Source organism: Streptomyces regalis, assembly GCF_001509475.1.
Lineage (GTDB): Bacteria > Actinomycetota > Actinomycetes > Streptomycetales > Streptomycetaceae > Streptomyces > Streptomyces regalis.
On sequence record NZ_LLZG01000131.1, the window covers coordinates 35,776 to 60,236 of the forward strand.

The 24,461-nt window shown below is 71.2% G+C and carries 19 protein-coding genes, 1 pseudogene and 1 riboswitch; of the genes and pseudogenes, 8 read left to right on the forward strand and 12 right to left on the reverse strand.

The features are described from left to right. Positions 1-33: 33 nt before the first annotated feature. A complete protein-coding gene (locus ADL12_RS18690; RefSeq protein ID WP_062703800.1) occupies positions 34-849 on the reverse strand; it encodes an inositol monophosphatase family protein in 816 nt (271 codons plus the stop codon). 8 nt (positions 850-857) lie between these two features. Continuing rightward, a complete protein-coding gene (locus ADL12_RS18695) occupies positions 858-1,985 on the reverse strand; it encodes a ferrochelatase (RefSeq protein WP_062703801.1) in 1,128 nt (375 codons plus the stop codon). 204 nt (positions 1,986-2,189) lie between these two features. Between ADL12_RS18695 and ADL12_RS18700 the strand changes: the two genes are divergently transcribed. The 3 genes from ADL12_RS18700 (at position 2,190) to sepH (ending at position 6,208) form a co-directional block, all read left to right on the forward strand. Continuing rightward, positions 2,190-3,428 (forward strand): MFS transporter, encoded by a 1,239-nt coding sequence (locus ADL12_RS18700; RefSeq protein WP_062703802.1) that lies wholly within the window; start codon positions 2,190-2,192, stop codon positions 3,426-3,428. After that, the gene (locus tag ADL12_RS18705) at positions 3,388-4,707 is read left to right on the forward strand and encodes a D-arabinono-1,4-lactone oxidase (RefSeq protein ID WP_062703803.1); all 1,320 of its coding nucleotides are present in this window, start codon (positions 3,388-3,390) and stop codon (positions 4,705-4,707) included. Before ADL12_RS18700 ends, ADL12_RS18705 begins: the two co-directional genes overlap by 41 nt. 463 nt (positions 4,708-5,170) lie before the next feature. After that, positions 5,171-6,208 carry a septation protein SepH gene (gene sepH, locus ADL12_RS18710; RefSeq protein ID WP_062703804.1) on the forward strand — a complete coding sequence of 346 codons (1,038 nt, stop codon included), beginning with the start codon at positions 5,171-5,173 and terminating at the stop codon, positions 6,206-6,208. A gap of 107 nt (positions 6,209-6,315) precedes the next feature. Here the strand turns inward: sepH and ADL12_RS18715 are convergent, their stop codons facing one another. After that, a complete protein-coding gene (locus tag ADL12_RS18715) occupies positions 6,316-7,167 on the reverse strand; it encodes a sulfurtransferase (protein ID WP_208614564.1) in 852 nt (283 codons plus the stop codon). A gap of 296 nt (positions 7,168-7,463) precedes the next feature. On the opposite strand from ADL12_RS18715, the gene ADL12_RS18720 reads away from it, so the two are divergent. Next, positions 7,464-8,267: a VOC family protein gene (locus ADL12_RS18720; RefSeq protein ID WP_062703806.1), complete on the forward strand. Its 804-nt coding sequence runs from the start codon at positions 7,464-7,466 to the stop codon at positions 8,265-8,267. Positions 8,268-8,323: 56 nt separating this feature from the next. On the opposite strand, the gene ADL12_RS18725 is transcribed toward ADL12_RS18720, so the two are convergent. The 4 genes from ADL12_RS18725 to ADL12_RS18740 all read right to left on the reverse strand — a co-directional run bounded on the left by ADL12_RS18725 (position 8,324) and on the right by ADL12_RS18740 (position 13,722). Further along, positions 8,324-8,971 (reverse strand): thymidine kinase, encoded by a 648-nt coding sequence (locus tag ADL12_RS18725; RefSeq protein WP_062703807.1) that lies wholly within the window; start codon positions 8,969-8,971, stop codon positions 8,324-8,326. 69 nt (positions 8,972-9,040) lie between these two features. After that, on the reverse strand, positions 9,041-10,234 hold the full coding sequence (locus tag ADL12_RS18730; protein ID WP_062703808.1) for an alkaline phosphatase family protein: 1,194 nt from the start codon (positions 10,232-10,234) through the stop codon (positions 9,041-9,043). A gap of 1 nt (position 10,235) precedes the next feature. Beyond that, positions 10,236-10,823 carry a DUF5998 family protein gene (locus ADL12_RS18735; protein ID WP_062703809.1) on the reverse strand — a complete coding sequence of 196 codons (588 nt, stop codon included), beginning with the start codon at positions 10,821-10,823 and terminating at the stop codon, positions 10,236-10,238. A 52-nt stretch (positions 10,824-10,875) separates the two neighbouring features. Beyond that, complete coding sequence (locus tag ADL12_RS18740) at positions 10,876-13,722, reverse strand: bifunctional acetate--CoA ligase family protein/GNAT family N-acetyltransferase (RefSeq protein WP_062703810.1); 2,847 nt, start codon at positions 13,720-13,722, stop codon at positions 10,876-10,878. A 178-nt stretch (positions 13,723-13,900) separates the two neighbouring features. Between ADL12_RS18740 and ADL12_RS18745 the strand changes: the two genes are divergently transcribed. Next, positions 13,901-14,182 carry an HPr family phosphocarrier protein gene (locus ADL12_RS18745; protein ID WP_062703811.1) on the forward strand — a complete coding sequence of 94 codons (282 nt, stop codon included), beginning with the start codon at positions 13,901-13,903 and terminating at the stop codon, positions 14,180-14,182. Positions 14,183-14,350: 168 nt separating this feature from the next. Here the strand turns inward: ADL12_RS18745 and ADL12_RS18750 are convergent, their stop codons facing one another. The 4 genes from ADL12_RS18750 to ADL12_RS18765 form a co-directional block, all read right to left on the reverse strand. Beyond that, on the reverse strand, positions 14,351-15,046 hold the full coding sequence (locus tag ADL12_RS18750) for a GntR family transcriptional regulator (RefSeq protein ID WP_062703812.1): 696 nt from the start codon (positions 15,044-15,046) through the stop codon (positions 14,351-14,353). Between the two features lie 211 nt (positions 15,047-15,257). Then, on the reverse strand, positions 15,258-16,043 hold the full coding sequence (locus ADL12_RS18755; protein ID WP_062703813.1) for a M23 family metallopeptidase: 786 nt from the start codon (positions 16,041-16,043) through the stop codon (positions 15,258-15,260). A 13-nt stretch (positions 16,044-16,056) separates the two neighbouring features. Next, positions 16,057-16,251: riboswitch (cyclic di-AMP (ydaO/yuaA leader) on the reverse strand. Between the two features lie 213 nt (positions 16,252-16,464). Further along, complete coding sequence (locus ADL12_RS18760) at positions 16,465-17,853, reverse strand: M16 family metallopeptidase (RefSeq protein ID WP_062703814.1); 1,389 nt, start codon at positions 17,851-17,853, stop codon at positions 16,465-16,467. Next, a complete protein-coding gene (locus ADL12_RS18765) occupies positions 17,850-19,208 on the reverse strand; it encodes a M16 family metallopeptidase (protein WP_062703840.1) in 1,359 nt (452 codons plus the stop codon). Before ADL12_RS18765 ends, ADL12_RS18760 begins: the two co-directional genes overlap by 4 nt. A 475-nt stretch (positions 19,209-19,683) precedes the next feature. On the opposite strand from ADL12_RS18765, the gene ADL12_RS18770 reads away from it, so the two are divergent. Beyond that, the gene (locus ADL12_RS18770) at positions 19,684-22,140 is read left to right on the forward strand and encodes a DNA gyrase/topoisomerase IV subunit A (protein WP_062703815.1); all 2,457 of its coding nucleotides are present in this window, start codon (positions 19,684-19,686) and stop codon (positions 22,138-22,140) included. Here the strand turns inward: ADL12_RS18770 and ADL12_RS18775 are convergent. Next, positions 22,137-23,192 carry a CobW family GTP-binding protein gene (locus ADL12_RS18775; RefSeq protein WP_062703816.1) on the reverse strand — a complete coding sequence of 352 codons (1,056 nt, stop codon included), beginning with the start codon at positions 23,190-23,192 and terminating at the stop codon, positions 22,137-22,139. The genes ADL12_RS18770 and ADL12_RS18775 overlap by 4 nt on opposite strands. A gap of 400 nt (positions 23,193-23,592) precedes the next feature. On the opposite strand from ADL12_RS18775, the pseudogene ADL12_RS18780 reads away from it, so the two are divergent. Next, positions 23,593-24,066: pseudogene (locus ADL12_RS18780) on the forward strand (DUF6082 family protein). Between the two features lie 100 nt (positions 24,067-24,166). After that, positions 24,167-24,403: a hypothetical protein gene (locus ADL12_RS18785; RefSeq protein ID WP_107119957.1), complete on the forward strand. Its 237-nt coding sequence runs from the start codon at positions 24,167-24,169 to the stop codon at positions 24,401-24,403. Positions 24,404-24,461: the final 58 nt, after the last annotated feature.

Consider the following 24,461-nt stretch of genomic DNA (forward strand, 5'->3'; position numbering starts at 1 on the left):
CGTCGCGTGCCCTTGCCTCGCGTGCTCCTGCGCTCAGTCGTGCCAGGCGCCGAAGTCCTCCAGGAGCCGCTGGAGGGGCTCGAAGACTCCCGGGGTGGCCGCCACCGCGAGGTCGCGTGACGGGCGCTCTCCGGGGCGTCCGCCGGTCAGGGCGCCCGCTTCCCGTGCGATCAGGTCGCCCGCGGCCACGTCCCAGGCGTTGAGGCCGCGCTCGTAGTAGCCGTCGAGGCGGCCCGCGGCCAGGTCGCACAGGTCGATCGCGGCAGAGCCGCCGCGGCGGATGTCACGCAGGAGGGGGATCAGCCTCTGCGCGACGTCGGCCTGGTGGGTGCGGACCTCGGTGACGTAGTTGAAGCCGGTCGAGACCAGGGCCTGGTCCAGGGGTGCGGTGGGGCGGCAGCTGAGCCTGCGCTCGCCGTCCCGGAGTCCCGTGGCCCAGGCGCCGCCGCCGCGCACCGCGTGGTACGTCTCACCGCGCATCGGGGCCGCAACGACCCCGACGACCGTCTCGCCGTCCTGCTCGGCGGCGATGGAGACGGACCAAGTCGGCAGCCCGTACAGGTAGTTGACCGTGCCGTCGAGCGGGTCGATCACCCAGCGGATGCCGCTCGTGCCCTCGGTGGAGGCGCCCTCCTCGCCGAGGAAGCCGTCGTCCGGGCGGTGCTCGGAGATCAGGTCGGTGATCAGCTTCTCCGCCGCGATGTCCATCTCGGTGACCACGTCGATCGGGCTCGACTTGGTCGCGGCGACCGCGAGGTCGGCCGGGCGGCCGTCGCGCAGCAGCTCGCCGGCGCGGCGGGCGGCCTCCCGGGCCAGCCTGAGCAGTTCCGAGTGCAAGGGGTCGGTCACGGGGCTCCTCACGCGTAGGGGCTGTCGGCGCCCGCAGCGGCGGGCTTGGGGGCGCGAGCCGGGCAGCAGCCGACCGGGCAGAGGTTGTGGTCGGCGCCGAGCGCGCCCAGAGCGCAGGGCGTGACCTCCTGACCGCGCTCCACGGCGGCGCGCTCCAGGACGAGGTCGCGGATCGCGGCGGCGAACCGCGGGTCGTCTCCGACGGTGGCCGAGCGGCGCATCGGCAGGCCCAGCTCCTCGGCCTTGGCCTTGGCCTCCGTGTCGAGGTCGTAGAGGACCTCCATGTGGTCGGAGACGAAGCCGATGGGGGCGATCACGACCGCCGGTACCCCGGCCGCGTGCCGCTCCTCGAGGTGGTCGCAGATGTCGGGCTCCAGCCACGGGATGTGCGGGGCGCCGGAGCGGGACTGGTAGACGAGCTGCCAGGGGTGGTCGACGCCGGTGCGCTCGCGTACGGCGTCGGCGATCAGCTGCGCGACGTCCAGGTGCTGCTCGACGTACGCGCCGCCGTCGCCCTGCTCCTCGACCGGGCCGGAGCTGTCCGCGGCTGCGGTCGGGATCGAGTGGGTCGAGAACGCGATGTGTGCGCCGTCCCGGACGTCCCCGGGAAGGTCGGCGAGGGACTCGACGACTCCGTCGATCATCGGCTCCAGGAAGCCCGGGTGGTTGAAGTAGTGCCGCAGCTTGTCGACCTTCGGCAGCTCCAGGCCCTCGGCCTCAAGGGCGGCGAGCGAGTCGGCGAGGTTCTCGCGGTACTGGCGGCAGCCCGAGTAGGAGGCGTAGGCGCTGGTGGCGAGGACGATGATGCGGCGGCGGCCGTCGGCGACCATCTCGCGCAGGGTGTCCGTCAGGTACGGCGCCCAGTTGCGGTTGCCCCAGTAGATCGGCAGGTCCAGGCCGTGCTCGGCGAAGTGCTTGCGCAGGGCGTCGAGCAGGGCGCGGTTCTGGTCGTTGATGGGGCTGACGCCGCCGAACAGGAAGTAGTGTTCGCCGACTTCCTTCAGGCGTTCCTTGGGGATGCCCCGCCCGCGGGTGACGTTCTCCAGGAACGGGATCACGTCGTCCGGGCCCTCGGGGCCGCCGAAGGAGAGCAGGAGCAGGGCGTCGTAGGGGGTGGCATCGCGCGCGTCTGGCATGGGTCGATCCTGTCATTCGGTACTGACAGCCGGGAAACGGCGGGGTGACCACCCGGGTTCCCGGTTCGTCCGGCCAGGTGCGTCAGGGTCACCTAACTCGTAAGCTGTGACGGCTGTGCACGCGCCTTACTGGGTCGCTCTGAGCCGCCCTGAGTCGCCCCTGAGCCGCGCAGTCCCGCCACTTCCGCCTGACCGGAGACCCCCGTGCCGAGCCCCTACCGCGCCCTGTTCGCCGCCCCCGGCAGCAAGGCCTTCTCCGCCGCAGGCTTCCTCGGCCGGATGCCGCTGTCGATGATGGGCATCGGCGTGGTCACGATGGTCTCCCAGCTGACCGGGCGCTACGGCCTCGCCGGCGCCCTGTCGGCCACGATCGCGCTCGCCGCGGCGGTGGCGGGCCCGCAGGTCTCACGCCTGGTCGATCAGTACGGGCAGCGGCGGGTGCTCCGTCCGGCGACGCTGATCTCGCTGGCGGCAGGAGCCGGCCTGCTGTTGGCCGCGCACTACCGGTGGCCGGACTGGGTGCTGTTCGTGGCCTGCGTCGGCATCGGCTGCGTGCCCAGCGTCGGGGCGATGATCCGCGCCCGCTGGGCCGCGCTGTACCGAGGGACGCCTCAGCTGCACACCGCGTACTCCTTCGAGTCCGTGATCGACGAGGTGTGCTTCATCTTCGGGCCGATCATCTCCATCGGCCTGTCCACGGCGTGGTTCCCGGAGGCCGGGCCGCTGCTCGCCGGCTGCTTCCTGGCCGTCGGCGTCTTCTGGCTGACCGCACAGCGGGGCACCGAGCCCGCGCCGCATCCGCGCGAGCGCCAGGGCGGCAGCTCGGCCCTGCGCGCCGCGGGACTGCAGGTCCTGGTGGCCACCTTCGTGGCGACCGGAGCGATTTTCGGGTCCGTCGACGTCGTCACCGTGGCCTTCGCGGACGAGCAGGGGCACAAGGGCGCCGCGAGCGTGGTCCTCGCGCTGTACGCGGCGGGCTCCTGCGCGGCCGGCCTCGTCTTCGGGCTGATGCGCTTCACGGGGGCGCCCGAACCTCGCTGGCTGCTGGGCATATGCGCCATGGCCGTGAGTATGATCCCCCTCCTACTGGTCGGAAACTTGCCGTTTCTGGCCGTGGCGCTGTTCGTTGCGGGCATGGCCGTCGCTCCCACGATGATCACCACCATGTCCCTGATCGAAGAGCACGTACCACGCGCGCAACTGACCGAGGGCATGACCTGGGTGAGCACCGGGCTCGCGGTCGGGGTCGCGCTCGGGTCCTCCGTGGCCGGCTGGGTGATCGACGAGGCCGGTGCGGGTGCCGGGTACGGGGTTCCGGCGGTGTCCGGGGCCGTCGCGGTCGCGGTGGGTTTCCTGGGGTATCGCCGGCTCAGCAGGCCGGCTCCGCGTCGGGGAGGCACCGTTGAGCAGCACAGCGAGCGGCAGGAACGGCACGTGGCGTAACTGGGGCGGCAATGTCGCCGCCCGCCCCGCGCGGGAGGTCGCTCCGGCCTCCGTCGAGGAGCTGTCCGCGGCGATACGCCGGGCCGCTGAGGACGGCCTGAAGGTGAAGGCGGTCGGCAGCGGACATTCCTTCACGTCCATTGCCGCCACCGACGGCGTGTTGATCCGCCCTCAACTGTTGACCGGCATCCGCAACATTGACCGGGACGCCATGACGGTCACGGTCGAGGCCGGTACGCCGCTCAAGAGGCTCAACATGGCCCTGGCGCGCGAGGGCCTGTCGCTCACGAACATGGGCGACATCATGGAGCAGACGGTCTCGGGCGCCACCAGCACCGGCACGCACGGCACGGGCCGCGAGTCGGCCTCGATCGCCGCCCAGATCAAGGGACTGGAACTGGTCACGGCCGACGGCTCGGTGGTCACCTGCTCCGCGAAGGAGAACTCGGACGTCTTCGCAGCGGCCCGCATCGGCCTCGGCGCCCTGGGCATCGTCACCGCGATCACGTTCGCCGTGGAACCGATCTTCCTGCTCTCCGCGCGCGAGGAGCCGATGCCGTTCGACAAGGTCCTGGCGGACTTCGACGAACTGTGGGCCGAGAACGAGCACTTCGAGTTCTACTGGTTCCCGCACACCGGCAACACCAACACCAAGCGCAACAACCGCAGCGCGGGCCCCGAGAAGCCGGTGCCGCAGCTGCAGGGCTGGTTCGAGGACGAGTTCCTCTCCAACGGCGTCTTCCAGGTGGCCCAGTGGGTCGGCCGCGCGGCGCCCGCCACGATCCCGGCGATCGCCCGGATCTCCAGCAAGGCGCTGTCCGCGCGGACCTACACGGACATCCCCTACAAGGTCTTCACATCACCACGCCGGGTGCGCTTCATGGAGATGGAGTACGCCGTTCCGCGCGAGGCCGTCGTCGAGATGCTGCGCGAACTCAAGGCCATGGTCGACCGCTCCGGTCTCAGGGTCAGCTTCCCCGTCGAGGTGCGCACCGCCCCGGCCGACGACATCACGCTGTCCACCGCCTCGGGCCGCGACAGCGCCTACGTCGCCGTCCACATGGCCAAGGGCACGCCGTACCAGCAGTACTTCACCGCCGCCGAGCGCATCTTCACCGCGCACGAGGGCCGGCCGCACTGGGGCAAGGTGCACACGCGGGACGCCGAGTACTTCGCCCAGGTGTACCCGCGCTTCGGCGAGTTCACGGCGTTGCGGGACCGGCTCGATCCGGACCGCCGGTTCCAGAACGACTACCTGCGCAGGGTGTTGGGGGCGTAGCCCTAGATCGGCTCGATCCAGCCGATCGCCCAACTGCGCAGCCAGGAGAGGTGCAGGCGAAAGCATCAGTTCCGTTTCCGACGTTTGCGTGAAGTACGCCACGTACAAGATCGGACAACCGCTCAACGGACGGCCGAGTCCCACCCCTTGCCAGAAGTTGAGCGGCGCGCCAATCCACGCACGTGGCCCAAATGGAGTACTGTTGCGAGCCCTGGGTCCGGTCTCCCGCCAGGGCGTCCGTGGCCTTCAAGGACCGCCGTGAGGGGGCTAGTTGCACAGGGTGACGGAGTTGGTCACTTAGCGTTGCGAACAGGTAACCGTGCCATAACGGCGATCCAGGGCCCGTGCCCGACACGCCGGGCAACTCGGCAAGGTTGTGGCAGGCTGCACCCGGGCAGGCCACACTCGACTAGCGGAAGCAGCGACGCACGTGACGTCGGCAGGCACCACCCGGGAGGTCCCCATGCCCGAACTGCGTGTCGTGGCCGTCTCAAATGACGGCACACGGCTGGTGCTGAAGGCTGCCGACGCAACGGAGTACACGCTTCCGATCGACGAACGCCTGCGCGCCGCCGTGCGCGGCGACCGTCCCCGCCTCGGCCAGATCGAGATCGAGGTGGAGAGCCATCTCCGCCCCCGCGACATCCAGGCGCGTATACGCGCTGGTGCGACCGCGGAAGAGGTCGCCCAACTCGCCGGCATCCCCGTCGACCGCGTACGGCGCTTCGAGGGCCCCGTGCTCGCCGAGCGCGCCTTCATGGCCGAGCGGGCCCGCAAGACTCCCGTCCGCCGACCCGGCGAGAACGCCGCCGGGCCGCAGCTCGGTGAGGCCGTCCAGGAGCGGCTGCTGCTGCGCGGTGCCGACAAGGACACCGTCCAGTGGGACTCGTGGCGCCGGGACGACGGCACCTGGGAAGTGCTGCTGGTCTACATGGTGGCGGGCGAACCGCACTCGGCGAGCTGGACTTACGACCCGCCCCGGCGGCTCGTCCAGGCCGTCGACGAAGAGGCGCGCTCGCTGATCGGCGAGTCCGACGACCTCGCCGCGCCGGAGCCCAGCTTCCCGTTCGTACCGCGTATCGCCCGGCTCCCGCGCGAGCGTGGGATGGACCGTGCGCTCGAGAGCGCACGGCCGAGCCTGCCGGCCCAGGCCTCCGAGCCTGTCGAGGAGACCACGGAGGAACGGGACTCGCTGACCAGCCTGCTGGAGGCGGTACCCAGCTTCCGGGGCGACCTCGTGGTCCCGGAGCGCCCGGCGGAGCCGGACACGGAGGAACCCCCCGCCGAACCGGAGGCGGAGGAGCCTCCCGCCCCTGCCGCCTCGGCAGGTTCCGCCTACGCGGACGTCCTCATGCCTCGCTCTGTCGGCAGCCACCGTGACCGCCTCATCGGCGCCACGGACCGCCAGGCCGAAGCGGACGGCGTCCGCCCCGGTCGCCGGGCCGCCGTCCCGAGCTGGGACGAGATCGTGTTCGGGACGCGCAGGAAGAAACAGGAGTAGGCAAGCAGGAGCAGGGCATCAGGAGCGGTCAGTCGTACGGCTGTCGATCCGCCCGTACGAGGACGAGGGCCGCGCTGGTCGCAGCGCGGCCCTCGTGCTGCGACCGCCTACTGCGGATCCGGCCCCACAGCCACCGGTCGGGTCGGATCCGATGACCACTCCGACCATGAACCGACGTACAGGGCCGCCGGAATGCCCGCTACCGCCAGGGCCAGAACCTGGTGGGCGGCGGAGACGCCCGAACCGCAGTACACGCCGACCTCCGTACCCTCGGACGCGCCCAGCGCCTTGAAGCGCGCCCCGAGTTCCTCGGCGGGCAGGAAGCGGCCGTCCGCGCCGACGTTGTCGTTCGTGGGGGCGGACACGGCGCCCGGGATGTGGCCGCCGACCGGGTCGATCGGCTCGACCTCTCCGCGGTACCGCTCCCCCGCTCGCGCGTCCAGGAGTACGCCCGACCGGGCGAGCGCAGCGGCGCCATCGGCGTCGAGAAGGCCCGTCGCCCCCGGCGTCGGCTCGAAGTCGCCCTCCGCCGCAGTCGGTACCGACGTCTCCAGCGACCCCTGCCAGGCCGGCAACCCGCCGTCGAGGACCCGCACGTCCGGGTGACCCGTCCAGCACAGCAGCCACCACGCCCGGGCCGCCGCCCAGCCCTGCCCGCCGTCGTACACGACCACCGGCACCGACGACGACACGCCCGCCCGGCGCATCGCCGCGCCGAATTCGGCCAAGTCCGGCAAGGGGTGACGGCCGCGCGAACCGGGCGCGGAGGCCAGCTCCCGGTCCAGGTCGACGTAGACCGCGCCGGGGATGTGCCCGGCCCGGTACGCGGTCCGGCCGTCGAACGGCGGCTCACCGGCCGCCTTGGCCACGGTCAGCTGCCAGCGGACATCGAGCAGCACCGGCGGGTTCTCGCCCGCCAGTTCGCTCGCGAGTTCGGATGCGGAGATGATGGCGTTCATGGCCACCATCCTTGCGCACGGGGTGGCCGCGTCGCCCGGCTCCGGTTACTCTGCCCGCCGGACAGGCCCGATCACGAGGCGTACGGGATCGGGCACATGCTGTACAGCCGATCGACATCCGTCGGCAATCGCACGGAAACGGGCGGTAAATCGCACACCGGGCATCCTCCGGGCACCGGCCGTCGTGCGGCGGCGTGCCCGCAGCGCGCGCGGCCACCGGTGGTGCGAGCATCGGCTCGGGGGTCCGGACCACGGACGCGACGCGGCCAGCACGAGAGGCCGAGGAGAGAGTGACGATGACCGAGGCACGGGGGTCGGCCGGCCCGAACGGCGCGACGCACGCCCGGCACGCGCCCGGCACGCCCTGCTGGGTGAGCCTGATGGTGCACGGACTGGCCGCGACCCAGGAGTTCTACGGAGCGCTGTTCGGCTGGGAGTTCCAGCCCGGCCCCCAGCAACTCGGCCCCTATGTGCGGGCCCTGCTCGACGGCCGTGAGGTGGCCGGCATCGGCCAACTGCCGCCCGACCGCCACCTCCCCATCGCCTGGACGCCCTACCTCGCCTCGGACAACGTGGACCTGACCGCCGAGACGGTACGGCTGTGCGGCGGCACGGTCGGCGTGGGGCCGCTGGACGCCGCCGAGGCCGGCCGGTTGGCGATCTGTTCCGACCCCTCCGGCGCTGTCTTCGGCCTCTGGCAGGCGGCGTCCCACCTCGGCACGGACATCACGGGCGTGCCCGGCACCCCCGCCTGGAACGAGCTGCTGACCTTCGAGTCCATGAACGTCGCCAAGTTCTACGAGACCGTGTTCGCCTACGAGGAGGAGCCGGTGGTCTCCGCCGACTTCGACTACGTCACCCTGCACATCGACGGCCGGCCGGTCGCCGGCATCCACGGCGTCGGCAACGCCCTGCCCCGCGACCGGGGCCCGCACTGGATGACGTACTTCGAAGTCGCCGACGTGGACGAGGCATTGGACCGGATCGTCGACCTCGGCGGCCATGTCCTCGAAGCGGCCCACGACAGCGCCCACGGCCGCGTGGCGACGGTGGCGGACCCGGAGGGGGCCCGGTTCTCCCTGATCCAGAATCCGCGCTGACGGCGCTCAAGGACCGCTTGAGGCCGCCGGTCCGGAACAGCCGAACAGGGCCGCGCTCAGGCCGTCTGCACGGGCAGGACATCCGGAGACAGCGCCGCCGCCCGTGCGCTGGCCGCCGTCATGCGGCGCCGGTGGTGGCGGCGGCACAGGACCTCGTAGCCGACGGCGTCCGCCTGGTTGACGTCGCCGACGACGACCTGGGCGCCCTCGACGACCATCTCGCCGCCTATCGTGCGGGCGTTGTGCGTGGCGCGGGCGCCGCACCAGCACAGGGCCTCGACCTGGAGCACCTCGACCCGGTCGGCGAGTTCCACCAGGCGCTGGGAGCCGGGGAACAGCTTGGTGCGGAAGTCGGTGGTGATGCCGAAGGCGTAGACGTCGAGGCCCAGGTCGTCGACCACGCGCGCGAGTTGGTCGATCTGATTCGGCGCGAGGAACTGAGCCTCGTCGGCGATGACATAGTCCGCGCGGCCTCCCTGGGAGAGATGGTCGACGAGGTACGCGTACAGGTCCATGCCGTCCTCGACCTCCACCGCGTCCGTGACCAGGCCGAGCCGCGAGGAAAGCTTGCCCTCGCCCGCACGGTCGTCGCGCGTGAAGATCATGCCCGCGAGGCCACGCGCCGAACGGTTGTGCTCGATCTGGAGAGCCAGCGTCGACTTCCCGCAGTCCATCGTTCCGGAGAAGAACACCAGCTCGGACATGGTGAGTTGAGCACCTTTCGGCGAAGAGATCGGTCGGGAGGACGACGTCCGGCGATGACGTGCAGGGCGTCAGGAGCGTACTTCGAGCAGGGGGACCAGCTGCTCGGCGGGGGTCATCGAACCGTGGTTGCCGACCATCGCCGACTCCTTCGGCTCCCGCTCGGACGCGATGATCAGGACGTCGTCCCGCGCGGCCGCGACCACGTCACCGATCCGGTCGTACACGCGCTCGTCGATCTGCGGCCCGAACCAGCCCGCCGCGATCGCCTCGTCCCGGGAGGCCACCCAGAACTGCTCGCCGAGCACCTCGCGCCAGCAGGTCAGGACGTCGCCCGCGGCGCCGGGCACCGCGTAGACGTGCCGCGCCCGGCCCTCGCCGCCCAGCAGGGCGACGCCGGCGCGCAGTTCCCAGTCCTCGTCGAAGTCGATGCGGTGCTGCTCGTCGAAGGGCACGTCGATCATGCCGTGGTCGGCGGTGACATAGAGCGCGCTGCGCGGCGGCAGCTGCTCGGCGAGGCGCTGGACGAGCCGGTCGACGTACATGAGCTGGCCGCGCCAGGTGTCCGAGTCGACGCCGAAGCGGTGGCCGGCGCCGTCCAGCTCGGCGTAGTACGTGTAGACCAGGGAGCGGTCACCCGCGGCCAGTTGCTCGGCCGCGAGGTCCATCCGGTCCTCGCCGGTCAGCCGCCCGTGGAACGTGCCGCCGCTGAGTGCGACCTTGGTCAGCGGGGTGCTCTGGAAGGTGGGCGACGACACCTGGGCCGCGTGCACGCCCGCCTGGTGCGCCAGCTGGAAGACCGTGGGATACGGCTGCCAGACGCGCGGCGGCGTCCACGGGTTCCAGCGCAGCTGGTTCATCAGCTCGCCGGTCTCCGGGTTGCGCACGGTGTACCCGGGCAGACCGTGCGCGCCCGGCGGCAGGCCGGTGCCGACGGAGGCGAGGGAGGTCGCGGTGGTCGCGGGGTAGCCGGCGGTGATCGGGCGCCCGGTGCCGCCGCGCGAGCTGCTCAGGAGCGAGGTCATGAACGGCGCCTCGTCGGGGTGCGCCTTGAGCTGCTCCCAGCCGAGGCCGTCGACCAGGAACACGCAGTTGCGGTCGGTGGCGGTCAGCTCGGGGATCGAGGCGGTCATCTCCGGTACGGCCATACCGGCGGCCAGGGTGGGCAGCAGATCGGCGAGTGAGCCGCTGCCGTACTCGGGGGCGGGCGCGGAATCGACGGCGAGAGGTTCCGGGTGGGAGTCCCAGGCGGTGGACTGGATCATCTCAGCGGGCGACGTCCGCCGTCGCCTCGGAGAGCGACTGCGCGAAAACGAGCGCCTGGCGCACCGTCTCCGGGCCGTCACCGGCCTCGCTGACGCGCAGGCTGAGGTCGTCCGCCGTCGAGTTGCCCGTGTAGCCGTGGTCGGCCTCGCAGTTGGGGTCGCCGCAGGCGGCGGGCTCCAGGTCGATCCGGGAAACGGCGCCCCAGCCGATGGTCAGCACGACCTCGCGGGGCAGCGTGCCCGGCTGGTACTGCTCCGGATTGGCGACCACACGGCTGACCACGACCGACGAGATCCGGCCGAGCTTCACGGACTCCGTGGACGTCGTGGCGTACGGCGTCGGGGAGGTGCTGTCGGCGGCCTGCTCGTCGGTGTGGCTGACGATGAAGCGGTTGTGGGTGAGGACGAGCACCGTCACGTGCCGCCGCACCTCGTTCTGGTCGAACGTCGTCTCCTGATGGACCAGGTACGACCGGATGGGCTCGCCGCCCACAGCGGCCTCCACCGCCTCGGCCACGAGGGCCGGGTAGTAGCCGCTGCGCTCGATCGCCGCTCGCAGCCCCTGGGTCGTCGTACTGGTCTTGGCCATGACGCCCATCCTACGGGGGCCCACCGACTGCGAGGCACCGCTCGCGGCGGTCTCAGTAGGTCGGGAGGGTCCTTGGCCCGAGGTCGTCGCGGGCGGGCGGTGGTGCGAGGCGTACCGAGGCGCCGAGCACGCTCAGGCCGTGGGTGGCGACGACGACCGGCTCCAGGGTGGCCGCGACGACCTCCGGGTGGTCGTCGACCAGCCGCGACACCCGCAGCAGCAGCTCCTCCAGGGCAGGTGTGTCGACGGGCGTGGAGCCGCGCCAGCCGAACAGGAGCGGTGCGGTCCGGATCGAGCGGACGATCGAGGTCGCGTCGCGGTCGGTGACCGGGATCAGCCGGTGCGCGGTGTCACCGAGCAGTTGCGAGGCGGCCCCGGCGAGCCCGAAGGACAGCACGGCACCGGCCGCCGGGTCGATCACGGCCCGTACGACGGTGTCGACGCCGCGCGGCGCCATGCTCTGCACGACCGGCCGCAGCTCCTGCGGCCTGCCGAACAGCTCGGTCAACTCGGCGTACGCCCGCCGCAGTTGCTCCTCGTCCGCGAGATCGAGCCGTACGCCGCCGAGGTCGGCGCGGTGCCGCAGATGCGGGGCGGTGGCCTTGAGGGCGACGGGGTAGCCGAGGGTGTGGGCGGCCTCGGCGGCCGCGTCCGGGGTGGGGGCGTGCAGGGCGCGGTGCACGTGGATGCCGTACTTGCCGAGCAGGTCGCAGGTCTCGTCCGTGCCGAGTGTGAGCCCTTGCCCGCGCGCGAGCAGCCGGTCGATCAGCTGGGCGGCGCCCTTCTCGTCGATGTCCTCGTACTCCGGCACCTTCCCGGGGTCGGCCGCCTCGCGTCGCCACTGTGAGTACTTGACGGCTTCGGCGAGGGCACGGACGGCGCGTTCGGCTGCGGGGTAGGCGGGGATGAGGCGAGGGGTGTTCTTCGAGGTGTCCGACTGCTCGGGTGGTGTCTCGGCCGGGAAGTCCAGCGGGCGGAACGGGTGGGGGCGGAGCGCGTTGCCGGGCGCCGTCCTGCCCGCCTGGGGTGCGGTGCTCGCCGCGGCCGACAGGGCCTCCGCCAGACCGCCCAGCTCCACGTGCACCACCAGCACCGGCTTCCCCGGCACCCCCTCGGCCGCCGACCGCAGCGCCTCTGCCAGCTCCGCGTCCCCCGGCGACACCTCCCCGATCGCCGGAATCGCCGTCACCACCACCGCGTCGCAGGTGTCGTCCGCCAATGCGCGCGACAACGCCGCCCGGAAGTCCGCGGCCGACGCCGCCGTCGTCAGATCCAGCGGTGGCAACGGCCGCAGCCCCTCGGACAGGCACGCGTCGTACGTCAGCAGCCCCAGCGACTCGGAGTTGCCCAGGATCGCCACGCGCGGCCCGGCCGGCAGCGGCTGGCGCGCGAGCAGCAGCCCCGCGTCCACCAGCTCGGTGATCGTGTCCACCCGGATGACCCCGGCCTGCCGCAGCAGCGCGGACACCGTGGCGTGCGGCAACCGCGTGGCCCGCACCGCGTGCCCCTGTGGCGCCGCGCCACCGTGCCGCGCCCCCTGCACCACGACCAACGGCTTCGCCGCCGCCGTACGCCGCGCGAGGCGGGTGAACTTGCGGGGGTTGCCGATGGACTCCAGGTACATCAGTACGACGTCGGTGTCCGGGTCGTCGTACCAGTACTGCAGGACGTCGTTGCCGGACACGTCGGCCCGGTTGCCGGACGAGACGAGGGTCGACACACCCGTGACCCCGGTGACCCCGCCGCCGCGCCGGTGCAGCCGGGACAGCAGCGCGATCCCGATGGCCCCGGACTGCGCGAACAACCCGATCCGGCCCGGGCGGGGCATCTCGGGCGCCAGTGAGGCGTTCAGCCGTACGTCGGCGGAGGTGTTGATGATCCCGAAGGCGTTCGGCCCGATGATGCGCATGCCGTACGCGCGCGCGTGGCGTACGAGTTCGCGCTGCCGCTCGCGCCCGTCGGGCCCGCTCTCGGCGTACCCGGAGGAGACCACGACCAGCCCCTGCACGCCGTGCTCGCCGCACTCGGCGACCACCTCGGGGACGTACTCGGCCGGTACGGCGACCACCGCGAGGTCGACGGGCCCGTCGATGTCCTTGACGGACCGGTGCGCGGGCACGCCGTCGAGCTCCTTGAGGTCCTCCGGGAACGCCTTGTTCACTGCGTACAGCCGCCCCGTGAACCCGGCGTCCCTGATGTTGCCCAGGACGCTGCGGCCCACCCCGCCGGGCGTGCGGCCGGTGCCGATGACGGCGACGGAGCCGGGCACCAGCAGCCGCCGCACGGACCTCGCCTCGGCGCGCTGTTCGCGCGCGTACTGCACGGCGAGCGAGCGGTCCGTCGGCTCCAGGTCGAACTCCAGGCGTACGACGCCGTCCTCGAAGCTGCGCTTCTGGGTGTACCCGGCGTCCGTGAACACCTTGATCATCTTGCTGTTGGCGGGCAGCACCTCGGCGGCGAACCGGCGGATCCCGCGCTCGCGCGCGACCGCGCCGATGTGTTCGAGGAGGGCGGAGGCGACGCCGCGTCCCTGGTGGGCGTCCTGGACCAGGAAGGCGACCTCGGCCTCATCAGCGGGTGCCGACGCGGGCATTCCGTCGGCGCCGATCCGGTCGTAGCGTACGGTTGCGATGAACTCGCCGCCCACTGTGGCCGCGAGTCCCACCCGGTCCACAAAGTCGTGGTGCGTGAAGCGGTGGACGTCCTTCGCGGACAGACGCGGGTAGGGCGCGAAGAAGCGGTAGTACTTCGACTCGTCCGACACCTGCTCGTAGAAGCTGACCAGGCGCTCGGCGTCATCAACGGTGATGGGGCGGATGCGCGCGGTGCCGCCGTCGCGCAGCACCACGTCGGCTTCCCAGTGGGCGGGGTACTCGTGCCGGTCCGAGGCGCTCTGCATGGGGCCCAGAGTACGGCTCGCGTCCGACAACGGCGCGAGGCAGTCTGTGGAGGACGTATGTCGGGTCGAGGCCGCGACCCGACGGTCACCTCGGGAGGGGCGTTTTGTCCCTCCCGGCATGCTTCACGGGTGTGGGAAACTGGTCTAGACAACCCTGAACACCGAAGGGCAGCATCACATGGCTGAGCGCCGCGTCAACGTCGGCTGGGCCGAGGGCCTTCACGCCCGCCCCGCTTCCATCTTCGTCCGGGCCACCACGGCCGCAGGTATCCCGGTGACGATCGCCAAGGCCGACGGCAACCCCGTCAACGCGGCCTCCATGCTGGCTGTTCTGGGCCTGGGCGCCCAGGGCGGCGAGGAGATCGTCCTCGCCTCCGACGCCGAGGGTGCGGACGTCGCCCTCGACCGCCTGGCGAAGCTGGTCTCCGAGGGCCTCGAGGAGCTTCCCGAGACGGTCTGAATGACCTGAGCGGCACTCCCGAACAAGCGGTGAAGCCGCGTCTGCCTATCCGGCCGACGCGGCTTCGCTGTTTTCGGGCAGGCGACCACGGAATTCACGGCGGACCTGAAAAAGGGCAGCGGAAATTCTCCGCCGCCAAATATCTCCTCTTTGTATACGGCGCCCGTGTTAATGCCGCAGACTCGGCATGTTTACGGGATGTTGCGAATTCCTCACACGCTCTGCGCGATCACCGCCGGAGCCGAACCGCAGCCGGTGCGCGGCAATCGCGCGCTCGGTGTGCAGCGCCGTGATCGCGCGGGCGCGATCACTGTCTCCGCGCGCCACCGCGTCCACGATCGCGCCGTGCTCGGTCCAGGACTCCGCAGGGTTGACTGGCGACTCCACCGCGTACATCCAGGCGATCTTGTGGCGCAGCTGGGTCAGCATCGAGGTGAGGGCGGGGCTGCCGCAGGCCTGGGCCAGCGTCTCGTGGAACCAGCCGCCCAGGGAGCGCAGATCCTCGCTGTTCCCCCGCCTGGCCCGCTCCTGCCCCAGCCTGACGAGGCCGCGCAGGACCTTCAGATGGGCCTCGGTGCGCCGCTGGGCGGCCCGGGAGGCGCCGAGCGGCTCCAGCAGGGTGCGCATCTCCAGCAGGTCGGCGGCCTCCTGCTCGGTCGGTTCGGCGACGCACGCGCCCGCGTGCCGCCGGGTCACCACGAAGCCCTCCGCCTCGAGGGTGCGCAGGGCTTCCCGCACGGGGACGCGGGAGACGCCGTAGCGGCGCGCGAGGAGTTCCTCGGTGAGCCGGCTGCCGCGCTCGTAGACACCGGCGACGATGTCGTCCCGGATCGCGGTGCATACCGAGTGCGCCGGAATACGCATGACCGACCTCCGCTTTAATCCCCGTGAAACGTCGACGAATGACGTGTGTTCAGTGACTCTATTGCAACCGGCTGGAATTTCCGATGGCGGGTCGGAATCCATGGATATTTTTTGGACAGCCGGTCGTCCGAAACGCCGAAAGCCCCGGCTCGGGGAGCCGGGGCCGGAGAGGCGGAGCTTGCGTCGTCAGACGTTGACGGAGCTCGCGTCGTCAGACATTCACGCCGTGCGAGCGGAGGTAGGAGGCGGGGTCGATGTCGGAGCCGTACTCCGCCGTCGTGCGGGCCTCGAAGTGCAGGTGCGGTCCGGTGACGTTGCCGGTGGCGCCGGACAGGCCTATCTGCTGGCCGGGGGTGACGGCCTGGCCCACCGAGACACCTATGGACGACAGGTGGCCGTACTGGGTGTACGTGCCGTCGATCATCTTGATCACGACTTGATTGCCGTACGACCCGCCCCAGCCGGCCTCCACGACGGTGCCGGAGCCGACCGCGTGGACGGAGGTGCCGCTGGCGGCGTGGAAGTCGATGCCCGTGTGGCTGCCGGAGGACCAGACGGCACCGCCGGTCTTGTAGCCGGTGGAGATGTACGAGCCGGAGATCGGGGCGACGTAGGACAGCAGGCGCTTGCGCTCGGCCTCGCGGGCGGCGCGCTCCTTGGCCTCGCGCTCCTGCTTGGCCTTCTCGGCCGCCTTGTTGCGTGCGGCCTCCTCGGCGGCCTTCTTCCGGGCCGTGGCCTCCTGGGCGGCCTGCTCCTGAGCGGCGGCCTGGGCGTCGATCTGGTCGGCGATCGAGTCCTCGATGGTGACGACGGGGATGAGGCCGGTCTGCTCGACAGCGGGTTCGGCGGCGAGCGCCGGGGCGGCGAGGGTGCCCATGACGCCGGTGGCGGTGAGGGCGGCGACGCCCGCCGCACGGGCGGTGGTGCGCTCGAACCGGCCGGGGCGACGGTGCTTCCCGGTGGGACGGTTCTTCCCGGTGGCGCAGGTGAACGCCATGTAGTGGCTGATCCTTTCCTTCCTTCTCGCCTACCGGGTTAGCTGACGGGTTCGGAGCAGGAAGGTCTCCTACGGACCCCCTCGCGGCTGCGCGGGCGTCCGATTCACCCCAGGGACTTGGGCCCCTCCAGCCGCGAAGGCGGCGACAGGAGGGCGGGTCCCCGGCTCCCCTGGCTCGCGCCGTACGGGGACTCGGCGATGGCTGTCCGGTGCCGCGGACGCGGCGCACTGCCTGACGGACAGCCCGGAAGACGCTAAGCGGGACGACTTTCAATCCCCAAACGGATCACGACTTTTGTAGCGCATCCCACAGGCCAGACAGGCAACCTCTCCCCCAATTCGGGCATAAAGGGGCCCTGGCGACTCTTTCGTCACCAGGGCCCCTACGCGCGCGTGCCGCCGGCCGGCGCTGTGCCTGTCCCTACTCGGCTGCCACGACGGTGACTTCGCCGATGCCGAGGGCCTCGACGGGCTCCCGGATCTCGGCCGCGTCGCCGACGAGGATCGTCACCAGACGGTCCACCGGGAAGGCGCTCACGGCCGCGGCGGTGGCCTCGACGGTGCCGGTCGCGGCGAGCCGCTGGTACAGCGTCGCCTGGTAGTCGTCGGGCAGGTGCTGCTCGACCTGGTCGGCCAGCGTGTTCGCCACGGAGGCGGCGGTCTCGTACTTCAGCGGCGCCACCCCGACGAGGTTCTGCACGGCGAAGTCACGCTCGGCGTCGGTGAGCCCCTCGCCGGCGACCCCGCGCAGGACCTTCCAGAGGTCGTCCAGAGCCGGACCGGTGTTCGGGGTGTCGACGGAGCCGCTGATGGCGAGCATGGCCGCGCCCGTGCCGTCCGGGGCGGAGCGCAGGACCTGCCCGAACGCGCGGACACCGTAGGTGTAGCCCTTCTCCTCGCGCAGGACCTTGTCCAGGCGGGAGGTGAGGGTGCCGCCGAGGCAGTAGGTGCCGAGCACCTGCGCGGGCCACACGCGGTCGTGCCGGTCGGGGCCGATGCGGCCGATCAGCAGCTGCGTCTGGACGGCGCCGGGGCGGTCCACGATGACGACGCGCCCGGTGTCGTCCGCGGTCACCGGCGGGACCGGCCGGGGCTGGGCCGGGGAGCCGGTCCAGGCGCCCAGGGTGTCGCTCAGCAGGGCGTCGAGGTCGACTCCGGTGAGGTCGCCGACGACCACGACGGTGGAGGTGGCGGGGCGCACGTGCCGCTCGTAGAAGGCGCGGATGCCCGCGGAGTCGATGCCGGCGACCGTGTCCTCGGTGCCCTGGCGGGGGCGGGACATGCGCGAGGTGGCCGGGAACAGCTCCTTGGAGAGCTCCTTGGCGGCGCGGCGCGAGGGGTTGGCCAGCTCGTGCGGGATCTCGTCGAGCCGGTTGCGCACCAGGCGCTCGACCTCGGCGTCGTCGAACGCGGGCGCCCTGAGGGCGTCGGCGAGCAGGCCGAGCGCCTTGGGCAGACGGGAGACCGGCACCTCGAGGCTGACCCGGACGCCGGGGTGGTCGGCGTAGGCGTCGAGCGTGGCGCCGCAGCGCTCCAGCTCGGCGGCGAACTCCTCGGCGGTGTGCTTGTCGGTGCCCTCGGAGAAGGCGCGCGCCATGATCGTGGCGATGCCGTCGAGGCCCTTCGGCTCGGCGTCCAGGGGCGTGTCCAGGAGCACCTCGACGGCGATGACCTGCTGGCCGGGGCGGTGGCAGCGCAGGACCGTCAGGCCGTTGTCCAGCTTGCCGCGCTCGGGTGCCGGGAACGCCCAGGGCCGGGCCTGGCCGGCCTGGGGCTGCGGGTGGAACTCCATGCTGGCGAGCTCGGTCACTGCGCCGACTCCTCGTTCTCGTCGGTGGTCTCGGCGGCCTCGAGGTCGTCGGCCTCGGCTGCGGTCGGCTCGTACACGAGCACCGCGCGGTTGTCGGGGCGCAGGCGGGCCTCGGCGACCGCCTTGACCTCCTCGGCGGTGATGTCGAGGACGCGCTGTACGGCGGTGAAGGCGAGCTGCGGGTCGCCGAACAGGACGGCGTACCGGCACAGTTCGTCGGCGCGGCCGGCGACGGTGCCGAGCCGGTCCAGCCACTCACGCTCCAGCTGGGCCTGGGCGCGCTCCATCTCCTCGGCGGTGGGGCCCTCCGTCGCGAAGCGGGCGAGCTCCTCGTCGACGGCCGTCTCGATGACGGGGACCTCGACGTCGCCGGAGGTCTTCACGTCCAGCCAGCCCAGGGAGGGCGCCCCGGCCAGGCGCAGCAGGCCGAAGCCGGCCGCCACGGCCGTACGGTCGCGGCGGACCAGGCGGTTGTAGAGACGGGAGGACTCGCCGCCGCCGAGGACGGTCAGCGCCAGGTCGGCCGCGTCGCACGCGCGCGTGCCGTCCGTCGGGAGCCGGTAGGCGGCCATCATCGCGCGCGCGGGGACGTTCTCCTCGACGACCTCGCGCAGCTGCTCTCCGATGATCTCGGGCAGCGAGCCGTCGCGCGGCTCGGGCTTGCCGTCGTGGGCCGGGATGGTGCCGAAGTACTTCTCGACCCAGGCGAGCGTCTGCTCCGGGTCGATGTCGCCGACGATCGACAGGACGGCGTTGTTGGGCGCGTAGTAGGTGCGGAAGAACGCGCGGGCGTCCTCCAGGCTGGCCGCGTCCAGGTCGGCCATCGAGCCGATCGGCGTGTGGTGGTACGGGTGTCCGTCCGGGTAGGACAGGGCGGTGAGCTTCTCGAAGGCGGTGCCGTACGGGACGTTGTCGTAGCGCTGGCGGCGCTCGTTCTTGACGACGTCGCGCTGGTTCTCCAGGCCCTCCTCGTCGAGCGCCACCAGGAGGCTGCCCATGCGGTCGGCCTCCAGCCACAGCGCGAGCTCCAGCTGGTGGGCGGGCATGGTCTCGAAGTAGTTGGTGCGCTCGAAGCTGGTGGTGCCGTTCGGCGAGCCGCCCGCGCCCTGGACGAGCTCGAAGTGGCCCGTGCCCTTCACGCTCCCCGAGCCCTGGAACATCAGGTGCTCAAAGAGATGGGCGAGTCCGGTACGGCCCTTGACCTCGTGGCGGGAGCCGACGTCGTACCAGAGACAGACCGCGGCGACCGGCGTGAGGTGGTCCTCGGAGAGCACCACGCGCAGGCCGTTGGCCAGGCGGTGCTCCGTCGCGGTGAGGCCGCCGGATTGTGCCTCCGGTGTGGCCGTGTGACCCATGGGCAAGGTGTCCTTCCGGTCGTGCACTGCGTTGTGTCGAGCAGTTCGTGCTCAGTTCCTGCCACTGTATGCAGCGTCCGAAGGGTCGGCGAAGTTCCCGGTCGGAACGCCGCGTCCGTACGATGGTGAACACGAGCCGCGGACGCCGAACAGGACCCGCTCGGGCACAGCTCGCCGTCCCCTCGCGCCCGCCTGCTGCCGCGCGGCCTCGGGCGGTGCCTGCCGATCACTCCGGCGAGTGAACGGTGTCGCGGCGCGCGCTTGCCTTCGCGCAAACGCGGCCTCGACCAGGGCGGTTTGTACCACCTCCCGCCCCCCGGTCGCCGGGAGAGCCGGGCGTCGGCGACACTTCTCGGACGCCGGGCGGGAGCCCAACATCGGGTCCTGGTCGGTGGATGTCAGTGCCGCGGTCCACAATGGTCCGCGTCAGATCCCGCAAACGCTCGAGCGACGAGAACCAGAGGAGCCGGCAGCGATGGCCCGCCGCAGCACGAAGACCCCGCCGCCCGACGACTCGTACGAGGAGAAGATCCTCGACATCGACGTCGTCGACGAGATGCAGGGCTCCTTCCTCGAGTACGCATACTCGGTCATCTACTCGCGCGCCCTGCCGGACGCCCGCGACGGCCTCAAGCCGGTGCACCGTCGCATCGTCTACCAGATGAACGAGATGGGCCTGCGCCCCGACCGCGGCTTTGTGAAGTGCGCCCGCGTCGTCGGCGAGGTCATGGGTAAGTTGCACCCGCACGGCGACGCGTCCATCTACGACGCCCTCGTGCGCATGGCCCAGCCCTTCTCGATGCGCGTCCCGCTGGTCGACGGCCACGGCAACTTCGGCTCGCTGGGCAATGACGACCCGCCGGCCGCCATGCGGTACACCGAGTGCCGCGCCGCCGAGCCCGCGAGCCTGATGACGGAGTCCATCGACGAGGACACCGTCGACTTCACCCCCAACTACGACGGCCAGGAGCAGGAGCCGGTGGCGCTGCCCGCCGCCTTCCCGAACCTCCTGGTGAACGGCTCGTCGGGCATCGCCGTCGGCATGGCCACCAACATGCCGCCGCACAACCTCGCCGAGGTCATCACGGCCGCCCGCCACCTGATCCGCTACCCGAACGCGGATCTGGACGCCCTGATGAAGCACGTCCCGGGCCCCGACCTGCCCACCGGCGGCCGTATCGTCGGCCTCTCCGGCATCCGGGACGCCTACGAGACGGGCCGGGGCACGTTCAAGATCCGCGCCACAGTGTCGGTGGAGACCGTGACGGCGCGCCGCAAGGGCCTCGTCATCACCGAGCTGCCCTTCGCGGTCGGCCCGGAGAAGGTGATCGCCAAGATCAAGGACCTGGTCGGCTCCAAGAAGATCCAGGGCATCGCCGACGTCAAGGACCTCACCGACCGCGCACACGGCCTGCGCCTGGTCATCGAGATCAAGAACGGCTTCGTGCCCGAGGCGGTCCTGGAGCAGCTCTACAAGCTGACGCCGATGGAGGAGTCCTTCGGCATCAATAACGTCGCGCTGGTCGACGGCCAGCCCCTCACCCTGGGCCTCAAGGAGCTCCTGGAGGTCTACCTCGACCACCGCTTCGAGGTCGTACGGCGCCGCAGCGAGTTCCGCCGCGGCAAGAAGCGCGATCGACTGCACCTGGTCGAGGGTCTGCTCACGGCGCTGCTGGACATCGACGAGGTCATCCGGCTGATCCGGTCCAGCGACAACTCCGCGCAGGCCAAGGAGCGCCTGATGGAGCGCTTCTCGCTGAGCGAGGTCCAGACGCAGTACATCCTGGACACCCCGCTGCGCCGCCTCACCAGGTTCGACCGTATCGAGCTGGAGGCGGAGAAGGACAAGCTCAACGCGGAGATCGCGGAGCTGACCCGGATCCTCGACTCGGACGCGGAGCTGCGCAAGCTGGTCTCCGCCGAACTGGCCGCGGTGGCCAAGAAGTTCGGCACCGAACGGCGTACGGTCCTGCTGGAGTCGGCGGGCACCCAGGTCTCGGCGGTGCCGCTTCAGGTGGCGGACGACCCGTGCCGGGTGCTGCTGTCCTCGACGGGACTGCTGGCCCGTACGGCGAACGGCGACCCCTTCGCGGAGGACGGCGACGCGAAGCGCTCCAAGCACGACGTGATCATCTCGGCGGTGCCGGCCACGGCCCGCGGCGAGGTGGGCGCGGTGACGTCCACGGGCCGTCTGCTGCGCATCAACGTCATCGACCTGCCCCAGCTGCCGGAGACGGCGGCGAGGCCGAACCTCGCGGGCGGCGCGCCGCTGTCGGAGTTCGTGTCCCTGGAGGGCGACGAGACCCTGGTCTGCCTGACCACGCTCGACGAGTCGTCCCCGGGCCTGGCGCTCGGCACGGAACAGGGCGTCGTCAAGCGCGTGGTGCCCGACTATCCGACCAACAAGGACGAGTTGGAGGTCATCACCCTCAAGGAGGGCGACCGGATCGTCGGCGCGGTCGAGCTGCGCACCGGAGAGGAGGACCTGGTCTTCATCACGGACGACGCGCAGCTACTGCGTTACCAGGCCTCGCAGGTCCGCCCGCAGGGCCGGGCCGCCGGCGGCATGGCGGGCATCAAGCTCACGGAGGGCGCGAAGGTCATCTCCTTCACGGCGGTGGACCCGGCGGTCGACGCGGTCGTCTTCACGGTCGCGGGCTCGCGCGGCACGCTGGACGACTCGGTCCAGACGACGGCCAAGCTCACCCCGTTCGACCAGTACCCCCGCAAGGGCCGCGCCACCGGCGGCGTCCGCTGCCAGCGGTTCCTGAAGGGCGAGGACTGCCTGTCCGTGGCCTGGGCGGGCGCCGCCCCGGCACGGGCCGCGCAGAAGAACGGCACTCCGGCCGACCTCCCGGAGATGGACCCGCGCCGCGACGGCTCGGGGGTGTCACTGCCGAAGACGGTGGCGGTGGTGGCCGGTCCGGTCTAGGCCTCCTGGAAGGCCTCTTCCTCCGGGTCCTGTACGTAGCGCAGAACGCCCCACATGCCGTGCTCGTCGGCGTGTGGGGCGTCGCTCTTGCACGACTCAAGTTCCTTGGCCAGGGACGCGGCATCGAGGCCGGAGCCGATGAGGACGAGCTGGGTCAGGCGCGCGGCCCCGGCGGTCCACGGCTCCGGGTAGAAGCGCAGGAACCGCCCGACGGCGTGCACGGCGTAGCGGTTCGCGGCGTCGTACGGGCCGAAGTCGACGTACCCCTTGATCCGGTACAGCCCCTCCGGCCTGCTGTCCAGGAACCCCATCAACCGGCGCGGGTCGAGGGGGACTTCGGAGACGAGGGACATGCTGTCGTAGCCGGCGTGCAGGTGGTCGCTGTGATCCTCCTCCTGCTCGTGCAGGTCGTCGAAGGACAGCTGCCCGATGCGCTCCTCGCTGGGCCTGCAGTCGAAAAGGAACTCGGGGTCGATACGGCCGTAGGTGGCCGGGACGACGGCGGCGCGGTCGGTGAGGTCGCGGACCAGTCCGAGGACGCGCTCACCGTCCGCCGCCCGGTCGAGCTTGTTGACCACGACGAGGTCGGCGAGAGCGAGGTGCCGGTCGATCTCGGGGTGCTTCGCGCGGGTGTCGTCGAACTCGGTGGCGTCGACGACCTCGACGAGCCCGCCGTACACGATGCCCGGATGTTCACTGGCGAGCACCATGCGCACCAGCTCCTGGGGCTCGGCGAGCCCGCTGGCCTCGATGACGATGACGTCGATGCCGGTGGACGGCCGGGCGAGCCGCTCCAGGTAGACGTCCAGCTCACTGGCGTCGACCGCACAGCACAGACAGCCGTTGCCGAGGGAGACGGTGGAGTCGCCGAGCGCGCCTGCGACGGCCATGGCGTCGATCTCGATGGCGCCGAAGTCGTTGACGAGGGCGCCGATGCGGGTGCCGCCGCTGCGGTGGAGGAGGTGGTTGAGCAGTGTCGTCTTGCCGGAACCGAGGAATCCGGCGAGTACGACGACCGGAATCTGCTGCGGACCGGGGCTCGGCTGACTCAACGTGCGACCTTTCTCACGCCGACGGGTGCACCGGCTCGCGGGGCGGCGCACGTACGAGGATTGAATGCCGACCCAGGATACGAGCCGGAAGAAACACCGCGAAGTGAACGATTGTTAGCAGCACTTGCCGGGCAGACGTTGGGCAAGACGCCGGAGTGTGCGACCCTCGCTTCCCTCCGTGCGCCTCCTCTCCGCCTCCCCGCCGATCAGAGCCGCTCGGCACTCTGGGAGACGGCAAGCGCCGCCCACCGCTCGCCGGTCCCCTCCAGTCGACCCGCACCCCGACGACCGGCGGACGGCCGCCTGATCGGGGGTAGTTGACATGGCCACACGGAAATACTCTGCGGGGAGGCTGGCATCCGCCGCGCTCACTCTTCTCGCTGCCACCGCGAGCGCAGCGATGGCAGCGAGACAACGGCGGTCGCAGGAAGCACATCTGCAGGAGAGGCAGCTGGAACTCGAGGAGTTGGCAATCCGCCGCAAGGCCTTGGCGCATCAGCAGCGCATGCAGTGGGAGCTGCTGGCCAGGGCGATCGACGATCCCTCCCTCGCCGCGGTGATCGACACCTACGACAAGAGCATCCCGGCGGAGCGGCGCCGCCAGTTCTTCTACGCCAACGCCTAGTACGTCCACCTGTTCCACCTCTACCGGGCCGGGATCCTGGACCGGGAGGAGCTGTACCGGCATCTGCGGGAGTTCTTCCAGAGCCCGATCTTCCGTGAGTACTGGGAGGCGTCGCAGCACATGCGCAGCTCCCTGAACGAAGCATCCGAAGAAGCCCAGCTGGGGCACATGGTTGACGGTCTCGTCAGGGACCTCGACGAAGCCGACACGGACGAGTGGTGGGTCGTCGGCGATCCGCCGACCGACTGACCGGGTGACTTTTTCCCCATCCAGCCACAGGGGAATCAGAAACCCCAGTAATCTGCTCCCCACTACAATGCCAGCCCTTTGCTCGTAAGGACCGGAACCTTTGAAGATCGTGCGCCGCATCGGTGTGCCTCCAAGCGCCCGTGGCAGTAACTCAGGAGCTACCTGCCCGGACGTGTTCGAACTCAGCGACGGCAACTTCGCTGTCATCGGCACCGAGGCCACCGAGGCGCTTGACCCGGAACTGCCCGCCGATGCCGCCCGCGCCGACTACGAGCGCATCGTCATCGTCAGCCGGGAGACTCTCATCCGCGCCAAGGCAGACATCCCCGACGCCTGAGACCACCGCACGAGCACGCGTCCACCCCAGACCCGTACCGTCACACTCCCCGGCCGCG